Source organism: Streptomyces sp. JLBT605 (genome assembly GCF_058215555.1).
The window spans coordinates 5,175,634-5,197,674 of the sequence record NZ_CM177087.1 but is presented as its reverse complement, the minus strand read 5'-3'; the positions used below and the strand labels follow the sequence as shown (position 1 = coordinate 5,197,674).

Below are 22,041 nucleotides of genomic sequence, written 5' to 3'. Positions count from 1 at the left end.
CCGGCCGGCGGTCCGGAACACGCCCTTCAGCAGGGAGAATCGGAGTCATGGACAGCAGCAGCACACGCCGCCAGGCCACCCGGCAGAAACTCTTCGAGGCAGCGGTCACGCTCATCGCCGAGCAGGGTTTCTCCTCCACCACGGTGGACGAGATCGCCGAGCGGGCCGGGGTGGCGAAGGGCACGGTCTACTACAACTTCGCCAGCAAGACCGTGCTCTTCGAGGAGTTGCTGCGGCACGGCATCGAACTGCTCACCGACTCGCTCCAGCACGCCGCCGACGAGACCGCCGAGCGGGGCGGCAGCCATGTGGACGCGCTCGACGCGATGATCCGGGCGGGGTTGGACTTCATCTCCCGCTACCCCGCGCTGACCCAGCTGTACGTCGCGGAGCTGTGGCGGACCAACCGGGCCTGGCAGTCCACGCTGATGCGCGTACGGCAGCGCGCCATAGCGGTGATCGAGTCGGTGCTGCGGGAGGCGGTGACCGAGGGGGAGCTGAGCGAGGAGATCGACATCCCGCTGACCGCGTCCGCTCTCTTCGGCATGGTGCTGGTGGCCGCGCTGGACTGGCAGTCGTACCAGCCGGAGCGGTCGATCGACGATGTGCACGCGGCGCTCTCCCGGCTGCTCCAGGGCCGGGTCAGCGGGCGACCGCACTCGCAGAACGCGGCGACCGGGAGCTGAGAAGCCGACGGCGGGAGCCGATCCCGGGGAGTCCCACCGGTGCTGTGCTGCCCCCGCACCCGCGATGTCAGCCGCGATGTCGGCCGCGATGTGTCCCCGGGACCCCGGGGAGGTCCCGGGGGGTGTCCCCAACCGTGGGAGAGGCCCGTTGGCCATGCCCCGTCCGACGGTTGAGGACGAACCCCGTTCACCCCCGTCTTTCCCCCATGCCTCCGCCCGGAGCCCCCATATGCCCCGTGCGATGGCCTCCCCCTGCACGGCCAGGTCGCCGCGCCGCCGTTCCGCCGCCCCGTGTCGGCGGTGCCGGCGCCGCGCCCGGTCCGTGCCCCCCACTCTCTCCCCCGCCCGGCGGCCCGCCCATCCGCGCTGCTACTCATCTCCGGGACTAGGTACGGATACTCAGTCGTGGGTTCCCGGTCGCCCGCGGCCTGCGCGCTCGTCCTCAGTCCCGGCCACGCGCCCCGCACCCCACCTGGCGCGGAGCGTTGTCGGTGGCGGCGGATAAAGTCGCGGGCATGGCACGGATTGCGGTGATCGGCGCCGGGATGGGCGCGATGGCGGCCGCCGCCCGGCTGGCCGTCGCGGGCCACCGGGTGGTGGTGTACGAACGAGGGCGCACCCACGGCGGCGCTCTCGGGCGCTTCGAGCGGGACGGGTTCGTCTTCGACACCGGCCCCGGGCTGCTGCATCTCCCCGCCGTCTATCGCGATCTGTTCCTCAAGACCGGCAAGGAGTCCCTGGAGAGCCGCGTCGAGCTGTCCCAGGTCGACCCGGCGAGCAGGCACCTCTTCCCCGACGGCACCGACCTCCCGCTGCCCAACGCCTCCCGCGCGGGCGTGGTCCGGGCGCTGGACGAGGCGTTGGGGGCGGGCGCCGGCGAGCGCTGGAGCGATCTGATCAACCGCGCCCGTGAGACGTGGGACGCCACCCGCCGGCCGCTGCTGGAGGAGCCGCTGCGCGCCGACTGGTCGCCGCTCGGCCGGGATCCGTATCCGGCGGTGGCGCGGCGCGGCTGGTTCCGCCGGGGTCCCGCCCGGCCCGGCACGCTGGCCGAGGTCGCGGCGCGCGAGCTGCGGAGCGCGGGGCTGGTCGCGCTGCTGGAGAGCCATGCCCTGGCGCACGGCCTCGATCCGCGCACCGCCCCGGCGAGCGCGACGGTGCTGGCCTATCTGGAGCAGACCTTCGGCAGTTGGTACGCGCGCGGCGGGATGCGGGCGATCGCCGACGCGCTGTACGAGCGGTGCCGGGCCCGGAAGGTGGAGTTCGTCTTCGGGGCCGAGGTGACCGGGATCGTCGAGAAGGACGGGCGCGCGGCGGGCATCGTGCTGGCCGAGACCCCCGGCGGGAGCGACGGCACCGGGCCGGACGCGAGCGGGCCGGACTCCGCCGCGGGGCGGGGCACGGTCATCGAGGCGGATGTGGTGGTCGCCGGGATCGACCCGTCGGCGCTTCCGCCGCTGCTGGGCGGCGCGCACCCCTGGCAGCAGGGGGACGTGGCGCCGCCGACCGGTCCGGCCGGGCGGCCGGCCGCCCGGCTCACGGTCTTCCTCGCGCTCTCCGGCGCCCGCCCTGCGGGCACCGCGCACCGCACCGTGGTCCATGCCGGGGACCGGGCCGCCGAGCTGACGGCCGTCTTCGGCGACGGCGGCGCCGGAGCGGCTCCGCTGTGCCCGCGTCCGACGGTGTCGGTGCTGCGGCCGGACGATCCGACGACGCGCCCGGACGAGGACCACGAGGCCGTCACGCTCACCGCGACCGTCGCCCCGCACGGCCCGGTGGACTGGTCCGACCGGGCAGCGGCCGAGGCCGCGGCGGACCGGCTGGTCGCGGCGGCCGAAGCGGCGATACCCGGGCTGCGGGAGCGGCTGCTGTGGCGCGAGGTGCGCACCCCGTGCGACATCGCGGCCCAGACCGGCGCCGCGGGCGGCGCCGTCCCGGCGCCCGCGCTGGCCGGGGCGGGCGGGCGGCAGCTGCGGCCCGCGAACCTCACCCGGATACCGGGGCTCTATCTGGCGGGCGGCTGGGCCCACCCCGGCGGCGGGCTGGCCCATGCCGGGATGTCCGGCGCGATGGTCGCCGGCCTGATCGTCGACGGCGCGGAGTGGCGCGGCTCCCAGTGAACGCCGCAGGGCCCCACAAGCCGTGGGGCCCTGCATTCACATCACGCGGCCGGGCTGCCGCCACCGGAACGGCTGGTCCCGCTCAGCGCCGGGCGGATCGGGGACGCGCCGGGCACGGCACTGCCCGTACCCGTTTCCGCCCTGCTCACGTCGGCGCCCGTCCCCGCCCTGCTCGCGGCGGTGCTCAGTAGCGGTACTGCTCGTCGTAGCCGGTCGGATAGCCCTGCTGGTACGGGTAGTGCTGGTCGGGGGCGGGCTGTCCGGGCTCGCCGTCGCGCTGCTGGGGCACCCACAGCCCGTCCTGCCCGGTTCCCTCCGGGCCCGCGGCGTAGGGCTGGGCCACGGCGTAGGGGTCCTGGGCGGCGTAGAGGTCGTCGGTGCCGTGGCCGTAACTCTGGTGCCCGTAGGGGTCGTAGGGCGGCTCGTAGGACGGGTAGTTGTGCTGCCCGCCGGTCCCGTACGGGTCGGAGTAGACGGCGTATCCCCCGGCGTCCGTCTCGTAGCCGTAGCCACCGGGATCACCCGGGGCCGGGTAGCCGGCCCCGGCGGCGGCGTCGGCATAGCCCTGGACGCCACCGGTCAGCAGGTCCTGGCCGGCGCCGGCCGGCGCGTCGTGCCCGGCGGCCGGGGCTCCGTAGCCGCCGTAGCTGTCGTAGCTGCCGTAGTCGGCGTAGCCGGTCTGCTCGGCGGCGTACGGGGCGTAGCCGGGCTCGGGTGCCGGGTCGCGGTAGGCGGCGTACCCGCCGGTGTCCTCGTCGGGCAGCGGCTCGGGCTGGTAGGTGGGCGGCTCAGGGGCGGCGGCCGGGACCGCGGCGGGCACCGGCGGCGCGCCCGGCACCGACTCCGGGCCGGAGCCGTCCGCGCCGGAGACCTCCAGGCCGGAGACCTGGAGGGTGGGCTCGGCGTTCACCGGCTCGGGTCGCCGCTTGGCAGTGCCCTTCCCGACGTTCAGCGCCCAGCCCGCCGAGAAGCCGCGGCGGAAGGAGAGCGTGACATAGGTCTGGCCCACGGCGAAGGCCGCGGCCCCCACCCCGATCACGATCACGGACGGGATGAGGACCCCGGCGACCACGCCCAGGAAGCCGGCGAAGGCGAGCAGCCGCCAGCGCAGCCGTGCCTTGTGCTGCAGCAGCACCTCGCCGAGCAGCCACAGCGCGACGATGCCGAACGCGATGTAGAGGACCGTCCAGCCCATGTACGCCCCACTCCCACGGCGGCCGGATGCCGGCTGCCGTCACCCGGACCGCTGATGCAGTCCGAGATTCTCATAGATTTCCAGGGTCGCCGTGGAGTGGTTCAGCGTAATGAAATGCAGCCCGGGGATCTCCTCGGCCATCAACCGCGCGCACAGGTTCGTGGCGTAGTCGATTCCGATTGAGCGTACAGCGGCCGGGTCGTCCTGCACCGCCAGGATCCGCTCCGCCAGCTCCGGGGGGAACGCGGCATTGCTGAGCTGCGCGAATCGCTCGATCTGCCGGACGTTGGTGACCGGCATGATCTCGGGGATGATCGGCGTCTGGCAGCCCGCCGCCGCGACCCGGTCACGCAGCCGCAGATAGTCCTCCGGGTAGAAGAACATCTGCGTGATCGCGAAGTCCGCGCCCGCCCGGCATTTGTCGACGAAATGACGGACATCGGTCTCCCAGTCCGTCGAGCGCGGGTGCATCTCGGGGAAGGCCGCGACGCCCACGCAGAAGTCGCCGGACTCCTTGATCAGCCGCACCAGTTCCGCGGCGTAGCGGACGCCCTCGGGGTGCCGCAGCCACTCGCCCATCGGGTCGCCGGGCGGGTCACCGCGGACGGCGAGCATGTTCCGGATCCCGGCGTCGGCGTACTGGCCGATGATGTTCCGCAGCTCCGCCACGGAGTGGTTGACCGCGGTGAGGTGGGCGACCGGGGTGAGCGTGGTGTCAGTGGCGATGCGCTCGGTGGCGCGGACCGTGCCTTCCCGGGAGGAGCCGCCCGCTCCATAGGTCACGGAGACGAAGGTGGGCGATACCGCCTCGATACGGCGAATAGCGTTCCACAGGGTCCGCTCGCCCTTCTCGGTCTTCGGTGCGGCGAACTCGAAGGAATAGGACTGCTCGCCCGACGCGAGCAGTTCACGCACCGTGCGTGCGCGATCTGTCCTGGTGGAAGCGGTGCCTAGGGCCATACCGGCAGGTTAACCAGCGGCCTGCCACTGGCACAGTCAACCAAGTCGATATGCCCTTTTCGCCGGGCCGACGTCCATACTTCGGACATGATGTTGGCTCAGAGTCGGCCCAGCGACCGGCTCAGTGGCTGAATCAGTGGCCGGCTCAGTGACCGGTTCAGTGGCCGGCCGCGGCCCGCACCCGCTTGGCCAGATCGGCCGCCGCGGCGCCCGGATCGTCGGCCTCGGTGATCGCGCGCACCACGACCACCCGGCGGGCGCCGGCGTCCAGCACCTCGTCCAGGTTGCCCGCGTCGATCCCGCCGATCGCGAACCAGGGCCGCTCCGGCCGCCGCGCGGCGGCGTACCGCACCAGGGAGAGCCCGGGGGCGTGCCGGCCCGGCTTGGTCGGGGTGGGCCAGCAGGGCCCGGTGCAGAAGTAGTCCACGCCGGGCTCGGCGATCGCCGCCGCCACCTCCGCCTCGGCATGCGTCGACCGGCCGATCAGGACGTCGGGGCCGAGGATGGCGCGGGCCGCCGGGACGGGCAGGTCGCCCTGGCCCAGGTGCAGCACGTCGGAGGCGATGGCGTGCGCCACATCGGCGCGGTCGTTGACCGCCAGCAGCTTGCCGTGGCGCCGGCAGGCGTCGGCGAAGACCTGGAGGTGCTCGAGCTCCTCGCCCGCCTCCATGCCCTTGTCACGCAGCTGGACGATGTCGACGCCGCCGCTGAGCACGGCGTCCAGGAATTCCGGCAGGTCGCCCTGGCGCTTGCGCGCGTCGGTGCACAGATACAGCCGGGCGTCGGCGAGCTGTCGGCGGGCGGCGGGGGCCTGGGCCTCGGCGAGGGCCGGGTCCGCGGCGGCGGTGGCTGGGTCGGTGGCTGCGGCGGTGGCCATGGAAGTGCGTACCCCCCGGGTTGGCGGTGTGCGGACCGGGGGCGTCCCGGTCCGCACACCGTACGGCTGCGGGCTGTCAGACGGCGAGCGCCTGGGCGCGGCGCTTCACCTCCGTGCCGCGATTCTCGCGCAGGGCGTCGGCGGGCGTGCCCGGCAGGGTCGGGTCGGAGGTGAAGAGCCACTCGAGCATCTCTTCGTCGCTGAACCCGTCGTCCTTCAGCAGCGTCAGGGTGCCGGCGAGGCCCTTGACGATCTTTCCGTCGCCGACGAAGGCGGCGGGCACCTGAAGTACGCGGTTCTCGCCACGCCGGACGGCGATCAGCTGGCCCTCCTTGACCAGCTGCCGGACCCGGGTCACTTCGACGTCGAGACGCTCGGCGACGTCGGGGAGGGTGAGCCAGTCGGGTACGAGAGCATCGATCTTTGTGTCAATCTCGGTCACGGGAACAAGCCTGCCATCTGGGACTGACACTCGGCGACCGCTCCGCACCCCTTGGAGTCATCGCTTCCGCTATCGCTTCCGTCGTCCCGCGGTCGTTTGGCGGTCGGCTCGCCGCCGCCGCGCCGCCGTCCGGACCGCGTCCGGGGTCACAGCAGTGCGGACTTCAGCGGAACCGATGCGTCCATCGCGCGGTTCCTGTCCAGGGCCGCGCCCCGCTCGATCAGCTTGCGCCCCTGGGCCAGATCCCGCGGCCTGCCCACCGCCAGCAGGGCGACCAGCACGCCGTCCCGCAGCCAGCACACCGACCACGCCGCGCCGCTCGGATCGCCCCGCCACACCAGCTCGTCCGCGGCGGCGTGGTGACCCGCGTACTGCACGAAGCGGCCGAACTGCTCGGACCAGAAGTACGGCACCGGGTCGTAGACGGCACCGGTGAAGTTCGGCCGCTGCGAGCCGACCAGGTTGGCGGCGACGGTGTGCGGCCCCTGGAGCGCGTTGTCCCAGTGGTGGACCAGCAGCCGCTCGCCGTAGCGGGCGGAGGGGAAGGAGGCGCAGTCGCCGACGGCGTACACCTCCGGCAGCCCGGTGCGCAGCCGCTCGTCCACCGGCACGGAACCGTCGGCGGCCAGCTCGATGCCGGAACCGGCGAGCCATCCGGTCGCGGGCCGGGCGCCGATGCCGACGAGCACCGCTCCCGCGGTCAGCCGGCGGCCGTCCGCCAGCCGCACCCCGCCCTCCTCGACCGCGGTCACCCGCGCGCCGGTGATCAGCTCCGCGCCGCTGCCCAGATACCAGCCCGCCATGTAGGCGGAGACCTCGGGCGGCAGGGCCCCGGCGAGCGGCCGGTCCGCGGCCTCGACGACGGTCACCGCGCAGCCCGCCTCGCGCGCCGCGGTGGCGAACTCGGCGCCGATCCAGCCCGCGCCGACCACCACGACGTCCTGCTGCCCGGTCAGGACCGGCCGCAGCCGTTCGGCGTCGTCCAGGGTGCGCAGCAGGTGGACACCGGGCAGGTCGGCTCCGCCGGACGGGGACGGCTGCCACTCCAGGCCGGGCGGGGCGATGGGCTCGGCGCCGGTGGCGATCACCAGGTGGTCGTAGCGCTCGGGGCCGGCCTCGGTCTCCAGCAGCTGTTCCTCGGCGCGCAGCCCGGTGGCCCGGCGGCCGAGGTGCAGCTCGACGCCGAGGGCCTCGAAGTCGATGTCGAAGGTGGAGCCTTCGGCCTTGCCCAGGAGGATGCCCTTGGACAGCGGCGGGCGGTCATACGGCTGGTGGGGCTCGGCACCCACCAGCGCGATGGCACCGCGCCAGCCCTCCTCGCGCAGCGCCACGGCGGTCTGCACGCCGGCGATCCCCGCCCCGGCGATCACCACGCGGCGGCCCTCTCCGCCGCCCGTCCCGGTCTGGTCACGCTCGCTCAGCCGATCAGTCACACGATCACTGTAGGACGTGGCCCGGGGTCGACCGGAGACCCGCGCGGCGAGATCTCTGACACACCGTCAGCCTCGGCGACACGGGGGCGCGAGCGCGCGGTGGCCGGAGCGGGCGGGCGGCGAGCGCCCTTCCGGCCGATTCGGGCGGCGTACTAGGGTGGCGGCCACATACGCACTCGCGGGAGCCCGGCGCACCGGGCTGAGAGGGAGGCTGTCGCGGCCTCCGACCGTACGAACCTGATCCGGGTCATGCCGGCGAAGGGAGGGGCTGAGCGCCCATGCACGCGAATAAGCACAAATGGCACGAAGCGGATGATGTCCCGCGCGGTCCATACGACGTCCTGGTGGTCGGCGGCGGCATCATCGGGCTGGTCACGGCCTGGCGGGCGGCCCAGCGCGGGCTGCGCGCCGCGGTGGCCGACCCGGAGCCGGGCGGCGGCGCCGCGCAGGTGGCGGCCGGGATGCTGGCGGCGGTCACCGAACTGCACTACGGCGAGGAGACCCTGCTCGATCTCAACCTCGCCTCCGCGCGCCGCTATCCGGACTTCGCGGCCGAGCTGGCGGAGGCGAGCGGTCAGGACATCGGCTTCCGGCCCTGCGGCACCCTGGCCGTCGCACTGGACGCCGACGACCGCGCCCACCTGCGGGAACTCCACGCGCTTCAGCAGCGCTGCGGGCTGGACTCGCAGTGGCTGAGCGGGCGGGAGTGCCGCCGGCTGGAGCCGATGCTGGCGCCCGGCGTACGCGGCGGACTGCGCGTCGACGGCGACCACCAGGCCGATCCGCGGCGGCTGGCCGCGGCGCTGCTGACCGCCTGCCGGCGGGCCGGGGTCGGCTTCCTGCCCTCCCGGGTGGAGCGGCTGGTGCTGACCGGGGACCGGGCGACCGGCGTCGTCCTCGCCGGGCGGACCGTGGCCGCCGGCCAGGTGGTGCTTGCCGCGGGCAGTCACAGCGGGCTGCTGGAGGGGGTGCCGCCCGAGGTACTGCCGCCGGTCCGCCCGGTGAAGGGCCAGGTGCTGCGGCTCCGCGTGCCCGAGGCGTACGCGCCGTTCCTCTCGCGGACGGTGCGTGCGGTGGTCCGCGGCGGTCAGATCTATCTGGTGCCCCGGGAGAACGGCGAGCTGGTGGTGGGGGCGACCACCGAGGAGCTGGGCTGGGACACCACCGTCACCGCCGGCGGGGTCTACGAGCTGCTGCGGGACGCGCACGAGCTGGTGCCCGGCATCACCGAGCTGCCGCTCACCGAGACCCGCGCCGGGCTGCGTCCCGGCTCCCCCGACAACGCCCCGCTGCTGGGGCCGACCGAGCTGCCGGGACTCCAGCTGGCCACCGGCCACCACCGCAACGGCGTCCTGCTCACCCCGATCACCGGGGACATCCTGGCCGAGTCGCTCACCACCGGCGAACTCCCCGGCCTGGCCCGCCCCTTCACCCCCCGGCGCTTCAGCGCACCCGCACTCCAGGAGCAGCCCGCATGACCGTCAGCGTCAACGGAGTCACCCGCGAGGTCCCCGACGGCCTCACCCTCGACCTGCTCGTGGCGACCTTCACCCAGGCCGCGGCCGGCGTGGCCGCCGCCGTCAACGAGACCGTGGTCCCGCGCGGCCAGTGGCCGGCCACCCGGCTCGGCGACGGCGACCGGATCGAGGTCCTCACCGCAGTCCAGGGAGGCTGATCAGGATGGCCCGCACCACCGAACCGGCCGGCGCCACCGCCACCGCCACCGCTGTCTCCGACCCGGCTACCGCAGGACCCGACCTGGCCACCGCCACCACGACCGCCGCCGCCACCGCCGGACACGACCCGAGCGCGGGCCCGGCGGCCGACCCGCTCACCATCGGCTCCACCACCTTCACCTCCCGGCTGATCATGGGCACCGGCGGCGCGCCCAGCCTGGACGTGATGGAGCGGGCGCTGCTCGCCTCCGGCACCGAGCTGACGACCGTGGCGATGCGCCGCCTGGACCCGACCGTGCGGGGCTCGGTGCTCTCCGTGCTCGACCGGCACGGCATCCGGGTCCTGCCGAACACGGCGGGCTGCTTCACCGCCGGCGAGGCGGTGCTGACCGCGCGGCTGGCCCGGGAGGCACTCGGTACGAACTGGATCAAGCTGGAGGTGGTGGCGGACGAGCGGACCCTGCTGCCCGACCCGGTCGAGCTGCTGGACGCCGCCGAGATCCTGGTCGACGACGGCTTCACGGTGCTGCCCTACACCAACGACGATCCGGTGCTGGCCCGGAAACTGGAGGACGTGGGGTGCGCGGCGATCATGCCGCTGGGCTCGCCCATCGGCTCCGGGCTCGGCATCCGCAACCCGCACAACTTCCAGCTGATCACCGAGCGGGCCACGGTGCCGGTGATCCTCGACGCGGGGGCCGGGACCGCCTCGGACGCGGCGCTCGCCATGGAGCTGGGCTGTGCCGCGGTGATGCTCGCCTCGGCGGTGACCCGCGCCCAGGAGCCGGTGCTGATGGCCCAGGCGATGCGGCACGCGGTCGAGGCGGGCAGGCTGGCCTGGCGGGCGGGCCGGATCCCGCGCCGGCACTTCGCGCTGGCGTCGTCACCGGCCGAGGGGATGGCCGACTTCGACCCGGAACGCCCCGCCTTCTGAGCCGGGAGACGGCAGGGAATGCCGTGCGAAGGCCGTGAGCATGTCACTGTTCGGCTGCAGTCCCTCCCGGTCGCCCCCGGGGTGACCAAAGCGTGTCGGGGCGGCTCGTAAACTGCCTTCTCGTGGATACCACCCTGCAGGACCCTGCCCCCGGCTCGCACCGGGAAGACCCGCTGGTCGGGCAGGTGCTCGACGGCCGCTACCGCGTCGAGGCGCGTATCGCCGTGGGCGGCATGGCCACGGTCTACCGGGCCCTCGACACCCGGCTCGACCGGGTGCTCGCCCTCAAGGTGATGCACCCGTCGCTGGCCACCGACGCCGCCTTCGTGGACCGCTTCATCCGCGAGGCGAAGTCCGTGGCCAGACTCGCCCACCCCAATGTGGTCGGCGTGTTCGATCAGGGCACCGACCGCGGCTACGTCTACCTGGCGATGGAGTACGTCGCCGGGTGCACCCTCCGCGACGTGCTGCGCGGTCGCGGTGCCCTGCAGCCCCGGGCCGCCCTCGACATCCTGGAGCCGGTGCTCGCCGCGCTCGGGGCCGCCCACCGGGCCGGTTTCGTGCACCGCGACATGAAGCCGGAGAACGTCCTGATCGGGGACGACGGCCGGGTCAAGGTCGCCGACTTCGGGCTGGCGCGTGCCGTCGGCGCGGCCACCAGCACCGACACCCAGTCGATCATGGGCACGGTGTCCTATCTGGCGCCCGAGCAGATCGAGCACGGCACCGCGGACACCCGCGCGGACATCTACGCCTGCGGCGTGGTGGTGTACGAGATGCTGACCGGCGGCAAGCCGCACGGCGGCGGGACCCCGGCGCACATCCTCTACCAGCACCTGAACGAGGACGTCCCCCCGCCGTCCGCCGCGGTGCCGGGGCTCGCCTCCGGGCTGGACGACCTGGTGGCGGCCGCCACCGCCCGCGACCCCGAGCGGCGTCCGGCCGACGCGGTGGAGCTGCTGGGGCTGGCCCGGGCGGTCCGCGCCGGGCTCACCGACGAGCAGCTGGACCTCATGCCGCCGCAGGCGAGGCCCGGTGGCCACGACGGGTCCCAGGACCGCACCAGCGTCATCGCCCGGCCGGTCGGCGCGGACGGGCCGGGGCCGGCCGGCGCCGTGCCGGCCACGGCTGCCGGGGCCAACGGGATCGACCGCACCAGCCGCCTCCAGCTGCCGCCGGAGCCCCCCGCCCCCGCCCCGCCCACGCGGCGCAGGCGGATGCCGAATCCGATCGTCACCGTGGTCGCCGCGGTGCTGCTGCTGTTGGGCATCGGCGCCGGGGTCTGGTATGTCAGCTCCGGCCAGTTCACCAAGGTGCCGGGCGTGATCGGTCTGGAGCAGGCCAAGGCGGAGAAGAAACTGCACGACGCGGGCCTGGACGTGAAGGTCGTCAAGGAGTTCAGCGACCTGGTCGGCAAGGGCAAGGTCATCGACACCAAGCCCGGGGTCGGTGAGCGCATCCGGAACACCGGCACGGTCACCATCCGGGTCTCCCAGGGTCCGCCGCGCGCCGAGGTGCCCAATGTGGTCGGCATGCCGCTCAGCGAGGCGAAGGAGAAGATCAGCGACGCGGGGCTGACCGTGGGGAAGGTGACCCGGAAGTTCAGCTCCGAGACCCCGCAGGGCACGGTGCTCTCCGCCGACCCGCGCGCGGGAGCCGAGCGCCGGCCGGACAGCGCGGTCTCGCTCATCGTCAGCAGGGGCGAGGCGATCAAGATCCCGGACGTGCTGGGCGAGTCCGCGGCGGACGCGGAGTCGGATCTGCGGGACGAGGGCTTCAAGGTCGAGTTCGCCGAGGAGCAGGTGTTCTCCGAGGAGGACGCGGGCACCGTCGCCGCGCAGTCGCCGGGGGAAGACCAGAAGGCCGGCAAGGGCGACACCATCACCCTGACGCTGTCCAAGGGACCGCGGATGGTGGAGGTGCCCGACGTCGAGGGCGAGAACGTCGACGACGCCAAGGAGACGCTGAAGGACCTGGGCTTCGACGTGAAGGTCGACAAGCCGCTGCTCTTCCCCGGTGACACGGTCAAGGACCAGTCGGTGGACGCCGGCGAGGAAGCCCCGGAGGGCAGCGAGATCACCCTGGAGCTCGACGGGGGCGTCTTCTAGCCGCCCCCGGCCACCCGCACGTTTCAGCAGTCGGCCGCCGCTCGCCCGCCCGGGGGAGCGGCGGCCGCGTTTTCCGGACGGGCAGGGCCGGTGCGGGGCGCACCGCGGAACCTGGCACCCTGGGTACGGTGAGCACGTCAGCCAACCGCACCCGCAACCCCATCGGCGCCCATGTCCGGGTGGCCGGCGGCCTGGCCACTTCGGGCCTCGCGCACGCCTCCGCGATCGACGCCGAGGTCGTCCAGGTCTTCGTCGCCAACCCGCGCGGCTGGGCAACGCCGCCCGGCGATGCCGTCCAGGACGAGAAGTTCCGCGCCCACTGCGCCGAGTTGTCGATCCCGGCCTACATCCACGCGCCGTACCTGATCAACTTCGGCACGAACAACCCGGCGACCGCCGACAGCTCCTGCCTCTCGCTGCGCCACTCGCTGCGCCGCGGCCGGGCGATCGGCGCGCGGGGCGTCGTGGTGCACACCGGCTCCGCCACCGGCGGGCGGGATCGCGCCACCGCGCTCACCCAGGTCCGCTCACTGGTGCTGCCGCTGCTGGACGAGCTGGACCACGAGGACGATCCCTGGCTGCTGCTGGAGCCGACGGCCGGGCAGGGCGCCTCGCTGTGCTCGCTGGTGGCCGACCTCGGGCCGTACTTCGACGCCCTGGACCACCACCCCCGGCTGGGCGTCTGCCTCGACACCTGCCATGTCTTCGCGGCCGGGCACGACCTGGCGGCCCCCGGCGGGACGAAGCAGACCCTCGACGAGTTGGTCTCCGTGGTCGGCGAGGGGCGGCTGAAACTGATCCACGCCAACGACTCCAAGGACGTCGCCGGCGCCCACCGGGACCGGCACGAGAACATCGGCGCGGGCCACATCGGGGCGGAGCCGTTCCGCGAGCTGTTCACGCATCCGGCGACGACGGGCGTGCCGCTGGTGATCGAGACCCCGGGCTCAGAGGGCCGGGACGCGGCCGATGTGGCGATGCTCAAGGCGCTGCGGGACGGCTGACGGCGAAGGCGCGCGCGTCAGCGCGTCACCGGATCACAGCTCCGGGCCGTCACAGCTCCGGGCCGTCCCCCGGCTCCTCCTGGTACGAATAGCGCTGCTCACGCCAGGGGTCGCCGATGTTGTGGTAGCCGCGCTCCTCCCAGAAGCCGCGGCGGTCCGCCGTCATGTACTCCACGCCGCGCACCCACTTGGGGCCCTTCCAGGCGTACAGGTGCGGGACGATCAGCCGGACCGGGAAGCCGTGCTCGGCGGTGAGCGGCTCGCCGTCCTTGTGCGTGGCGAAGATCGTGCTGTCGGAGGCGAAGTCCGCGAGGCGCAGGTTCGAGCTGAAGCCGTACTCGGCCCAGACCATCACATGGGTGGCCTCCGGCGCGGGCGGGGCGAGCTCCAGGAAGGTGCGCGCCGCGACACCGCCCCACTCCGCGCCCAGCATGCTGAACTTCGTGACGCAGTGCAGATCGGCCACGACCGTGGTGTACGGCAGCGTGGAGAACTCGTCATGCGTCCAGGTGTGCTTGCCCCCGTCGGCCGTGGCGCCGAAGACCCGGAACTCCCAGCGGTCCGGTTTGAACTTCGGGACCGGTCCGTAGTGCGTAACCGGCCAACCGCGCTGCAGCCGCTGCCCCGGGGGCAGCTGTGCGAGCTCCCCCTCGCGGCTTTCCGACTGACCCATGGGTCCATGGTGTCAGACCGTAAGGGGTGGTCGTGACCGGCCACTGGACACATGGGACAAGCCGTACTAAGCGTGAACTTACTGGACGGCCCACAGGTGCGGTGCGAGGATGCGCGCAACCTGCCGTTCCGCATTCCCATGGGAAGGAGCCCTTCGATGCAGGGCGACCCCGAGGTCATCGAGTTCCTCAACGAGCAGCTCACCGGCGAGCTCACCGCGATCAACCAGTACTTCCTGCACGCCAAGATGCAGGACAACTTCGGCTGGACCAAGCTCGCGGCGTACACCCGCCATGAGTCCTTCGACGAGATGAAGCACGCCGAGGTGCTCACCGACCGGATCCTGTTCCTCGACGGCCTGCCCAACTACCAGCGGCTCTTCCACGTCCGGGTCGGCCAGACGGTCACCGAGATGTTCCAGGCGGACCGCCAGGTCGAGGTGGAGGCGATCGACCGGCTGCGCCGCGGCATCGAGGTGATGCGGAGCAAGGGCGACATCACCTCGGCCAACATCTTCGAGAGCATCCTGGCGGACGAGGAGCACCACATCGACTACCTCGACACCCAGCTGGAGCTCATCGAGAAGCTCGGCGAAGCGCTCTACCTCGCGCAGCAGATCGAGCAGACGAGCCCGGGAAGCGGCTGACGAGCCGGGCCTTGGCCAGGGTCAGGGCCAGAGGCCAGGGTCAGGCGGCCGGAGCGGCGAGGGCGGCACCGGAGGCCAGCGCCGCGGAGGCGGGCTCGCCCTGGTCGAGCAGCTCACGGCGGGGGCACGCGCCCCGTCCGAGCAGCGCCTGGATACGGCGGACGCAGGAGCCGCAGTCCGTGCCGGCCTTGCAGGCGCCGGCTATCTGCCGGGGGGTGCAGGCACCGGCAGCCGCATGCTCTTGCACCTGCTTCTCGGTGATGCCGAAGCATGAGCAGACGTACACGCGGTGCTCCCGAATGAACCGGATTGATCAGTAAGGTTACCCTCACCTTACCCGCCCCGGTCCTGGCGCAAAAGAGCGAGAGGGCGCGGATCGCTGTGATCCGCGCCCTACCCACCAAGGCACCGCACGCGCGGGCCTGAAAGGTCCCGCTACTGGTCCCGGTACATCTCCGCCACCAGGAACGCCAGGTCCAGCGACTGGCTGCGGTTGAGCCGCGGGTCGCAGGCCGTCTCGTAGCGCTGGTGCAGGTCGTCGACGAAGATCTCGTCGCCGCCGCCCACGCACTCGGTGACGTCGTCGCCGGTCAGCTCCACGTGGATGCCGCCCGGGTGCGTGCCGAGGCTCTTGTGGACCTCGAAGAAGCCCTTGACCTCGTCCAGCACGTCGTCGAAGCGCCGGGTCTTGTGGCCGGAGGCCGCCTCGAAGGTGTTGCCGTGCATCGGGTCGCAGATCCACACGACCTGGGCACCGGAGGCGGTGACCTTCTCCACCAGCGTGGGCAGCTTCTCGCGGATCTTGTCCGCGCCCATCCGGGTGATGAAGGTCAGACGGCCCGGCTCGCGGTCCGGGTCGAGCCGGTCGATCAGCGTCAGCGCGTCCTCGGGCGTGGTCGTCGGGCCGAGCTTCACGCCGATCGGGTTCCGGATCCGGGCGGCGAACTCCACGTGCGCCCCGTCCAGCTGCCGGGTGCGCTCGCCGATCCACACCATGTGGCCGGAGACGTCGTACAGCTGCCCGCTGCGCGAGTCGATGCGGGTCAGCGCCGACTCGTAGTCCAGGATCAGCGCCTCGTGCGACGAGTAGAACTCGACGGTCCGGAACTCCTCCGGGTCCACCCCGCAGGCGTTCATGAAGTTCAGCGCCCGGTCGATCTCCCGGGCCAGCGCCTCGTAGCGCTGGCCGGAGGGGGAGGACTTCACGAAGTCCTGGTTCCAGGCGTGGACCTGGCGCAGGTCCGCGTAGCCACCGGTGGTGAAGGCGCGGACGAGGTTCAGCGTCGAGGCGGACGCGTGGTACATCCGCTTGAGCCGCTGCGGGTCCGGGGTGCGCGCCTCGGCGGTGAACTCGAAGCCGTTGACCGAGTCGCCGCGGTAGGTGGGCAGCGTGACCCCGTCGCGGGTCTCGGTCGGCTTGGAGCGCGGCTTGCTGTACTGACCGGCGATGCGGCCCACCTTCACCACCGGGACGGACCCGGCGTAGGTGAGCACGGCGCCCATCTGCAGCAGCGTCTTGAGCTTGTTGCGGATCTGGTCGGCGCCGACGGCGTCGAACGCCTCGGCGCAGTCGCCGCCCTGGAGCAGGAACGCCTCGCCACGCGCGACGGCTCCGAGCCGGGCGCGCAGCTGGTCGCACTCGCCTGCGAAGACGAGCGGCGGATAGGACTCGAGCTCGGCGATGACATCGCGCAGAGCCTCTTGGTCCGGCCAGTCAGGCTGCTGCGCCGCGGGAAGGGAGCGCCAGGTGTTTCCACCGGCGTGGATTTCAGCGTTCACGGTCACGCTTCAACATTACGGGGTCAACCGGCTGGTCCAGCCCCCCGCCCACAGGGTGAGACAACTCGTCCCCATGACGATCACACGACGATCCGGGACGGGTCCGCGGCTTTTGCGTGCGAGGAGTCCGCGCCGGCGTCGGGTAGGGTGCGGGGCATGTTCGCGCGACTGACCATGGACTGGTGGTGGACCGCTCATCCGGCGGCCCACTGATTCGCGCGCATCCCAGACCAGATCGCGAAGGCCGCCCGAGGGGCGGCCTTCGGCACGCTGTGAGACAGACACAGCCCGGGGTCGTTCCTCCCACCGGAAGGAACACCGCACATGCGCCACGACACCGCCGCCGCCGTCGTGCGACAGCTGCTCTCGCCCGACGCCCCGCCCTTCGCCGTGCTGCACCGCCGCACCCCCGGCGCCGCCGAGTCCACCGTCGAGGTGCTGACCGGCCAGGTCACCGAGGTCGAGCGGCTGACGGACATCCCCCTGCCCACCGGGGTGCCCGAGCACGGCCCCGCGGTCGACGCGCTGGCGCTGATCCCCTTCCGGCAGATCCGGGAGCGCGGCTTCCAGGTGCGTGACGACGCCACCCCGCTGGCCGTGCTGCGGCCGCGGGAGACCCGCCGGCTGCCGCTGGCGGAGCTGCTGGCGGCGCTTCCCGGCCACCGGGTGCGGGTCGAGGACGGCCGTTTCGACGTGAGTGACGAGGAGTACGCCCGGATCGTCGAGCGGGTCATCGCGGAGGAGATCGGGACCGGCGAGGGCGCCAATTTCGTCATCCGCCGCACCTTCCGGGGGCAGATCCCCGGCTTCGGCGCCCGGGACGCGCTGGCGCTGCTGCGGCGGCTGCTCTCCGGCGAGCGCGGCGCGTACTGGACCTATCTGGTGCACCTGGGCGACCGGACGCTGGTGGGGGCCAGCCCCGAGGTCCATGTGCGGATGTCCGGGGGCACCGTCGTGATGAACCCGATCAGCGGGACCTACCGCTATCCGCGCGAGGGGGCGAGCACGGCGGGGCTGCTGGAGTTCCTGCACGACCGCAAGGAGGTGGAGGAGCTGTCCATGGTCGTGGACGAGGAGCTGAAGATGATGTGCACCGTCGGCGACCGGGGCGGGGTGGTCGTCGGGCCGCGGCTGCGGGAGATGGCCCATCTGGCACACACCGAGTACGAGCTGCGCGGCAGGTCCACGCTGGATGTGCGCGAGGTGCTGCGGGAGACGATGTTCGCGGCCACGGTCACCGGATCACCGGTGCAGAACGCCTGCCGGGTGATCGAGCGGCACGAGGTCGGCGGGCGCGGCTACTACGCGGGCGCGCTGGCGCTCATCGGGCGGGACGCGGGCGGGGCGCAGACCCTGGATTCGCCGATCCTGATCCGCACCGCGGACATCGACGCGGACGGCGGGCTGCGGGTGCCGGTCGGCGCCACGCTGGTACGGGCCTCCGACCCGCACGGCGAGGTCGCCGAGACGCACGCCAAGGCGGCCGGGGTGCTGAGCGCGCTGGGCGTGCGGCCCGCGCCGGCCGGGGCCGCGGAGCCGGACCTGCCGCGGCTGGCGGACGACCCCCGGGTACGGGCCGCGCTGGACGCCCGCCGCGCCGACCTGGCGCCGTTCTGGCTGCGGATGCGGACCACGGCCCAGGCGGCGCCCCTGACCGGGGACGCGCTGATCATCGACGGCGAGGACACCTTCACCGCGATGCTGGCGCATCTGCTGCGCACCTCCGGCCTGACCGTCACCGTCCGCCGCTTCGACGAGCCCGGGCTGCGCGAGGCGGCGCTCGCCCACCAGGGCCCGATCGTCCTCGGCCCCGGCCCGGGGAACCCCTCCGATCCGGCCGACCCGAAGATGCGGCTGCTGCGCGGGCTGACGGCGGAGCTGCTCCTGGGACACCGGTACGGCCTTCTGGGCGTGTGCCTGGGCCATGAGCTGATCGCGGCCGAGCTGGGGCTGGGCATCGCCCGCAAGAGCGTGCCCTTCCAGGGGGCGCAGGAGCGCGTCGACTTCTTCGGGCGCGAGGAGGTGGTGGGCTTCTACAACACCTTCACCGCCCGGTGCGACGCGGTTGCCGCGGCGGAGCTGGGCATGCGCGGGGTCGAGGTGAGCCGGGACCCGGCGACCGGGGATGTGCACGCGCTGCGCGGTCCGGGCTTCGCCGGCGTGCAGTTCCACCCGGAGTCGGTCCTCACGATGAACGGTGTCGCGATCGTGGCGGAGCTGCTTGCGACAGTACGCGTCTGACGGCACCCGGCGACGGTGCGCGCACCGCCCGCCGGGCATGACCGTCTCGTACGCGACTGCGGGCCGGTGGCCGGGTTGTGCCCACCCGTCCCGCCCTCCGGGACGAATGCCCACAACCCGGCGCTCAGCCGAAGAAGACGCCCGCTTCGGCGTAGAGCGACGGGTCGACCGTCTTCAGCTTCGCCGTCGCGTCGGCGAGCGGGACGCGGACGATGTCGGTGCCGCGCAGGGCGACCATCTTCCCGAAGTCCCGGTCGCGGACGGCGTCGATGGCGTGCAGGCCGAAGCGGGTGGCCAGCCAGCGGTCGAAGGCGCTGGGTGTGCCACCGCGCTGCACGTGCCCGAGCACGGTGGTCCGGGCCTCCTTGCCGGTGCGCTTCTCGATCTCCTTGGCCAGCCACTCGCCGACGCCGGAGAGCCGCACATGGCCGAAGGAGTCGAGCGTTTCGTCCTTGAGCACCGCGTCGCCGTCCCTGGGCATGGCACCCTCGGCGACGACCACGATCGGGGCGTAGCGGATCTGGAAGCGGGACTCCACCCAGGCGCAGACCTGGTCGACGTCGAAGCGCTGCTCGGGGACGAGGATGACGTTGGCCCCGCCCGCGAGCCCCGAGTGCAGGGCGATCCAGCCGGCGTGCCGGCCCATCACCTCGACCACCAGGACCCGCATGTGGGACTCGGCGGTGGTGTGCAGCCGGTCGATGGCCTCGGTCGCGATGTTGACGGCGGTGTCGAAGCCGAAGGTGTAGTCGGTGGCGGACAGGTCGTTGTCGATGGTCTTGGGGACGCCGACGCACGCGATGCCGTACTCGCCGCTGAGCCGGGCGGCGACGCCCAGGGTGTCCTCGCCGCCGATCGCGATGAGCGCGTCCACCTCGTACTTGTCGAGGTTCTCCTTGATGCGGCGGATTCCGTTCTCCGCCTTGAGGGGATTGGTCCGCGAGGAGCCGAGGACGGTGCCGCCGCGCGGCAGGATGCCGCGCACCGCCGGGATGTCGAGGGCCACGGTGTCGCCCTCGAGGGGACCGCGCCAGCCGTCGCGGAAGCCGGTGAAGTCGTAGCCGTATTCCTGCACGCCCTTGCGGACGACGGCGCGGATGACCGCGTTGAGCCCGGGGCAGTCGCCGCCGCCGGTCAGTACTCCGACCCGCATCGCATCTTCCCTTCTCCGTGAGGACTTCCCCTACCGACGGCAACGGTAGTGGTGATCCAGGTCACACGGGATGGGGTGAAGGGTGAATTCAGGTGCGGATCAAGGGAGTTGAGATCCGGGGTTCACCCGGAAGAGTCGAGGCCGCGTTCGATGGCGTACCGCACCAGCTCCACGCGGTTGTGCAGCTGGAGCTTGCCCAGGGTGTTCTGGACGTGGTTCTGCACCGTGCGGTGCGAGATGACCAGGCGTTCGGCGATCTGCTTGTACGACAGCCCCTTGGCCACCAGCCGAAGCACCTCGGTCTCCCGCTCGGTGAGCTTCGGGGCGGGCGGTTCGCCGGAGGCGGCGGCCGGGGCCGGTTCGCCGGCCAGCCGGCGGAACTCGCCGAGCACCAGGCCTGCCAGGCCCGGGGTGAACACCGCGTCGCCGGCCGCGGTCCGGCGCACCGCGTCCTGCAGTTCCTCGGTACTGGCCGACTTGAGCAGATAGCCGGTGGCGCCGGACTTCACCGCCTCCAGCACGTCGGCGTGCTCGCCGCTCGCGGAGAGCACCAGCACCCGCAGTGCCGGGTTGCCGCCCACCAGCTCCTTGCAGACCTCGACCCCCGGCAGCCCTGGCAGATTGAGGTCGAGGACCAGCACGTCCGGCTCGGCGGCCTTGGCCCGGCGCACCGCCTGCGGGCCGTCGCCCGCGGTGGCCACCACCTGGAAACCGGCCTCGGCCAGATCGCGGGCGACCGCGTCCCGCCACATCGGGTGGTCGTCGACCACCATCACCTTGATCGCCGCGTCACTCGCGCCGCTCGTGCCGTTCATGTCGTCCGCGTCGTCCGTCTGCCGCCTCGTGCCGTTCATCGCTCTGCCTTCCCCCGCGGAACTGTCAACTCCACCTCGGTGCCCTGACCGGGAGCCGAGATCCACTCGGCACTGCCGCCGAGATCGCGCAGACGCCCGCGGATCGACAGCGCCACCCCCAGGCGCCCTTCGCGCTCGGCGTCGGCCAGCCGCCCCTCCGCGATGCCCGGTCCGTCGTCCCGGACGGTCACCATGACCGCGTCCGGCTCGTCCTCCACCAGGATCCACACCCGGGCGCCGGGGCCGGCGTGCACCCACACGTTGTCCAGTGCGGCACCGACCGCCGCGGCCAACTCCGCGGCGGCGGACGCCTCCATCAGCACCGGGGCCCCGGGCTCGGAGAAGGTGACCCGCGATCCGGCGTACGAAGCGAGGAGCGCACGGAGATCGCACGGTTGCGGGCATTCGTTCGACTGGGGCGGAACCGGTGGGCACGACCGACCCGCACCCGGCGACGGCGGCGCATCCCCGCCGGGGGTCACCTCCTCGTGCCCGCTCGCCGTGCGCTGACGGCTCACCAGCCCGCTGGAGACCAGCGTGCGCAGCGCGACCTCCTGCTCGCCGGCCATCCGGCCGAGTTCGGCCGCCTCACCGCCGATCGCGGCACCGCGCCGCTGCACCATCGCCAGCACCTGGAGCACGCTGTCGTGGATGTCACGGGCCAGCCGCTCCCGCTCCCGGGTCGCGGCCTCGATCTGCAGGGCGCGGGCGAGGGTGCGCTCACTGGCCCGGGCGACTTCGACGACATAGCCGATGGCCACGCTCGCCACCCAGACCAGGACCACCGAGTGCACGCTGCCCTGGGCGAAGCCGCCGCGCTGGACGATGTTGGCGACCCCGACGATCGCCGAGGTCCACGCGGCCCACCGCCAGCCGCCCTTGATCGCGAAGCCGAGCACCGCACCCGCGGTCCATATCGACGGCAGGGTGGGGGCGCCGTCGGCGATCCGGTCGTGCGTGTCCACCACGGGGGTGAGCAGGACGCCGGCCACCGCGACGGTGAGATCGGCGACCAGGAAGCGGAGCGTGCAGCGTTCCGCCGAGGAGACCATGCGCACCGTGCAGGCGGTCCACACGGTCAGCACCAGCATGTAGGCGCCCGCGCCCAGCGGGTGCTCGTACCTGTCGTAGGCCAGGGCGAAGAGCGCGATGGCGTACAGCAGGGTCAGCACCCGGTAGGCGGTCAGCGCCTGCCACAGCGGCTGTTCCACGGACATCCGGACCACCCGGGCGGGCTTCGGCTCCCGCTCCGGGGCGGGCT

At 73.0% G+C, this 22,041-nt stretch carries 21 protein-coding genes and 1 riboswitch; of the genes, 10 read left to right on the top strand and 11 right to left on the bottom strand.

Features of this window, described 5'->3' with window-relative positions; translation table 11 throughout:
* The first annotated feature begins 47 nt into the window (after positions 1-47).
* Together AC4BDD_RS22685 and AC4BDD_RS22680 are read left to right on the top strand one after the other, a co-directional pair.
* Positions 48-686, top strand: coding sequence for a TetR/AcrR family transcriptional regulator (locus AC4BDD_RS22685; RefSeq protein ID WP_490687294.1), 639 nt, complete (start codon positions 48-50; stop codon positions 684-686).
* Between the two features lie 515 nt (positions 687-1,201).
* On the top strand, positions 1,202-2,806 hold the full coding sequence (locus AC4BDD_RS22680; RefSeq protein ID WP_490687293.1) for a phytoene desaturase family protein: 1,605 nt from the start codon (positions 1,202-1,204) through the stop codon (positions 2,804-2,806).
* A gap of 184 nt (positions 2,807-2,990) precedes the next feature.
* Here the strand turns inward: AC4BDD_RS22680 and AC4BDD_RS22675 are convergent, their stop codons facing one another.
* From AC4BDD_RS22675 to AC4BDD_RS22655, 5 genes are all read right to left on the bottom strand, one after another.
* Positions 2,991-4,001 carry a hypothetical protein gene (locus AC4BDD_RS22675; protein WP_490687292.1) on the bottom strand — a complete coding sequence of 337 codons (1,011 nt, stop codon included), beginning with the start codon at positions 3,999-4,001 and terminating at the stop codon, positions 2,991-2,993.
* Positions 4,002-4,040: 39 nt separating this feature from the next.
* Positions 4,041-4,961, bottom strand: a complete 921-nt coding sequence (gene metF, locus AC4BDD_RS22670; protein ID WP_490687291.1) for a methylenetetrahydrofolate reductase [NAD(P)H] — start codon at positions 4,959-4,961, stop codon at positions 4,041-4,043.
* Between the two features lie 157 nt (positions 4,962-5,118).
* Positions 5,119-5,838, bottom strand: coding sequence for a thiamine phosphate synthase (gene thiE, locus AC4BDD_RS22665; protein ID WP_490687290.1), 720 nt, complete (start codon positions 5,836-5,838; stop codon positions 5,119-5,121).
* 76 nt (positions 5,839-5,914) lie between these two features.
* Positions 5,915-6,280 carry an Rv2175c family DNA-binding protein gene (locus tag AC4BDD_RS22660; RefSeq protein WP_490687289.1) on the bottom strand — a complete coding sequence of 122 codons (366 nt, stop codon included), beginning with the start codon at positions 6,278-6,280 and terminating at the stop codon, positions 5,915-5,917.
* Positions 6,281-6,426: 146 nt separating this feature from the next.
* Positions 6,427-7,701, bottom strand: coding sequence for an NAD(P)/FAD-dependent oxidoreductase (locus tag AC4BDD_RS22655; RefSeq protein ID WP_490691900.1), 1,275 nt, complete (start codon positions 7,699-7,701; stop codon positions 6,427-6,429).
* A gap of 180 nt (positions 7,702-7,881) precedes the next feature.
* A riboswitch (TPP riboswitch) is annotated at positions 7,882-7,994 on the top strand.
* Between AC4BDD_RS22655 and thiO the strand changes: the two genes are divergently transcribed.
* The 5 genes from thiO (at position 7,992) to AC4BDD_RS22630 (ending at position 13,435) form a co-directional block, all read left to right on the top strand.
* Complete coding sequence (gene thiO / locus AC4BDD_RS22650; RefSeq protein ID WP_490687288.1) at positions 7,992-9,191, top strand: glycine oxidase ThiO; 1,200 nt, start codon at positions 7,992-7,994, stop codon at positions 9,189-9,191. (Overlaps the previous riboswitch by 3 nt.)
* Positions 9,188-9,388 carry a sulfur carrier protein ThiS gene (thiS, locus tag AC4BDD_RS22645; protein WP_490687287.1) on the top strand — a complete coding sequence of 67 codons (201 nt, stop codon included), beginning with the start codon at positions 9,188-9,190 and terminating at the stop codon, positions 9,386-9,388. The genes thiO and thiS overlap by 4 nt, the downstream gene beginning before the upstream one ends.
* Positions 9,389-9,582: 194 nt before the next feature.
* On the top strand, positions 9,583-10,323 hold the full coding sequence (locus tag AC4BDD_RS22640; protein WP_490691899.1) for a thiazole synthase: 741 nt from the start codon (positions 9,583-9,585) through the stop codon (positions 10,321-10,323).
* 122 nt (positions 10,324-10,445) lie between these two features.
* Positions 10,446-12,431 (top strand): Stk1 family PASTA domain-containing Ser/Thr kinase, encoded by a 1,986-nt coding sequence (gene pknB / locus AC4BDD_RS22635; RefSeq protein ID WP_490687286.1) that lies wholly within the window; start codon positions 10,446-10,448, stop codon positions 12,429-12,431.
* A gap of 128 nt (positions 12,432-12,559) precedes the next feature.
* Positions 12,560-13,435 carry a deoxyribonuclease IV gene (locus AC4BDD_RS22630; RefSeq protein ID WP_490687285.1) on the top strand — a complete coding sequence of 292 codons (876 nt, stop codon included), beginning with the start codon at positions 12,560-12,562 and terminating at the stop codon, positions 13,433-13,435.
* Positions 13,436-13,484: 49 nt separating this feature from the next.
* Here AC4BDD_RS22630 and AC4BDD_RS22625 read toward each other — a convergent pair whose 3' ends face one another.
* Positions 13,485-14,108, bottom strand: coding sequence for a sulfite oxidase-like oxidoreductase (locus tag AC4BDD_RS22625; protein WP_490687284.1), 624 nt, complete (start codon positions 14,106-14,108; stop codon positions 13,485-13,487).
* Between the two features lie 156 nt (positions 14,109-14,264).
* Here AC4BDD_RS22625 and bfr point away from each other — a divergent pair, with 156 nt between their 5' ends.
* On the top strand, positions 14,265-14,753 hold the full coding sequence (gene bfr / locus AC4BDD_RS22620; protein ID WP_490687283.1) for a bacterioferritin: 489 nt from the start codon (positions 14,265-14,267) through the stop codon (positions 14,751-14,753).
* 40 nt (positions 14,754-14,793) lie between these two features.
* On the opposite strand, the gene AC4BDD_RS22615 is transcribed toward bfr, so the two are convergent.
* The gene (locus AC4BDD_RS22615) at positions 14,794-15,039 is read right to left on the bottom strand and encodes a (2Fe-2S)-binding protein (RefSeq protein WP_490687282.1); all 246 of its coding nucleotides are present in this window, start codon (positions 15,037-15,039) and stop codon (positions 14,794-14,796) included.
* Between the two features lie 149 nt (positions 15,040-15,188).
* The gene (locus AC4BDD_RS22610) at positions 15,189-16,538 is read right to left on the bottom strand and encodes a class II 3-deoxy-7-phosphoheptulonate synthase (protein ID WP_490687281.1); all 1,350 of its coding nucleotides are present in this window, start codon (positions 16,536-16,538) and stop codon (positions 15,189-15,191) included.
* A 150-nt stretch (positions 16,539-16,688) separates the two neighbouring features.
* Here AC4BDD_RS22610 and AC4BDD_RS22605 point away from each other — a divergent pair, with 150 nt between their 5' ends.
* Both AC4BDD_RS22605 and AC4BDD_RS22600 read left to right on the top strand, forming a co-directional pair.
* On the top strand, positions 16,689-16,745 hold the full coding sequence (locus AC4BDD_RS22605) for a trp operon leader peptide (RefSeq protein WP_369696850.1): 57 nt from the start codon (positions 16,689-16,691) through the stop codon (positions 16,743-16,745).
* A gap of 111 nt (positions 16,746-16,856) precedes the next feature.
* Positions 16,857-18,773, top strand: coding sequence for an anthranilate synthase family protein (locus AC4BDD_RS22600; RefSeq protein ID WP_490687280.1), 1,917 nt, complete (start codon positions 16,857-16,859; stop codon positions 18,771-18,773).
* A 124-nt stretch (positions 18,774-18,897) separates the two neighbouring features.
* On the opposite strand, the gene AC4BDD_RS22595 is transcribed toward AC4BDD_RS22600, so the two are convergent.
* The 3 genes from AC4BDD_RS22595 to macS all read right to left on the bottom strand — a co-directional run bounded on the left by AC4BDD_RS22595 (position 18,898) and on the right by macS (position 21,997).
* Entirely contained in the window at positions 18,898-19,926 is a 1,029-nt protein-coding gene (locus AC4BDD_RS22595; protein ID WP_490687279.1) for a 6-phosphofructokinase, read from the bottom strand.
* Between the two features lie 122 nt (positions 19,927-20,048).
* Positions 20,049-20,741, bottom strand: a complete 693-nt coding sequence (locus tag AC4BDD_RS22590) for a response regulator (protein ID WP_490691898.1) — start codon at positions 20,739-20,741, stop codon at positions 20,049-20,051.
* 35 nt (positions 20,742-20,776) lie between these two features.
* A complete protein-coding gene (gene macS, locus AC4BDD_RS22585) occupies positions 20,777-21,997 on the bottom strand; it encodes a MacS family sensor histidine kinase (protein ID WP_490691897.1) in 1,221 nt (406 codons plus the stop codon).
* Between the last annotated feature and the right edge of the window lie 44 nt (positions 21,998-22,041).

Excerpts from the sequence above, each read along its gene's own strand:
- AC4BDD_RS22595 (WP_490687279.1), bottom strand. The coding sequence starts at position 19,926 with ATGCGGGTCGGAGTACTGACCGGCGGCGGCGACTGCCCCGGGCTCAAC.
- thiO (WP_490687288.1), top strand. The coding sequence starts at position 7,992 with ATGCACGCGAATAAGCACAAATGGCACGAAGCGGATGATGTCCCGCGC.
- AC4BDD_RS22625 (WP_490687284.1), bottom strand. The coding sequence starts at position 14,108 with ATGGGTCAGTCGGAAAGCCGCGAGGGGGAGCTCGCACAGCTGCCCCCG.
- AC4BDD_RS22685 (WP_490687294.1), top strand. The coding sequence starts at position 48 with ATGGACAGCAGCAGCACACGCCGCCAGGCCACCCGGCAGAAACTCTTC.
- AC4BDD_RS22675 (WP_490687292.1), bottom strand. The coding sequence starts at position 4,001 with ATGGGCTGGACGGTCCTCTACATCGCGTTCGGCATCGTCGCGCTGTGG.
- bfr (WP_490687283.1), top strand. The coding sequence starts at position 14,265 with ATGCAGGGCGACCCCGAGGTCATCGAGTTCCTCAACGAGCAGCTCACC.
- AC4BDD_RS22590 (WP_490691898.1), bottom strand. The coding sequence starts at position 20,741 with ATGAACGGCACGAGCGGCGCGAGTGACGCGGCGATCAAGGTGATGGTG.
- AC4BDD_RS22680 (WP_490687293.1), top strand. The coding sequence starts at position 1,202 with ATGGCACGGATTGCGGTGATCGGCGCCGGGATGGGCGCGATGGCGGCC.
- metF (WP_490687291.1), bottom strand. The coding sequence starts at position 4,961 with ATGGCCCTAGGCACCGCTTCCACCAGGACAGATCGCGCACGCACGGTG.
- AC4BDD_RS22640 (WP_490691899.1), top strand. The coding sequence starts at position 9,583 with ATGGGCACCGGCGGCGCGCCCAGCCTGGACGTGATGGAGCGGGCGCTG.
- AC4BDD_RS22600 (WP_490687280.1), top strand. The coding sequence starts at position 16,857 with ATGCGCCACGACACCGCCGCCGCCGTCGTGCGACAGCTGCTCTCGCCC.
- macS (WP_490691897.1), bottom strand. The coding sequence starts at position 21,997 with ATGTCCGTGGAACAGCCGCTGTGGCAGGCGCTGACCGCCTACCGGGTG.
- thiE (WP_490687290.1), bottom strand. The coding sequence starts at position 5,838 with ATGGCCACCGCCGCAGCCACCGACCCAGCCACCGCCGCCGCGGACCCG.
- thiS (WP_490687287.1), top strand. The coding sequence starts at position 9,188 with ATGACCGTCAGCGTCAACGGAGTCACCCGCGAGGTCCCCGACGGCCTC.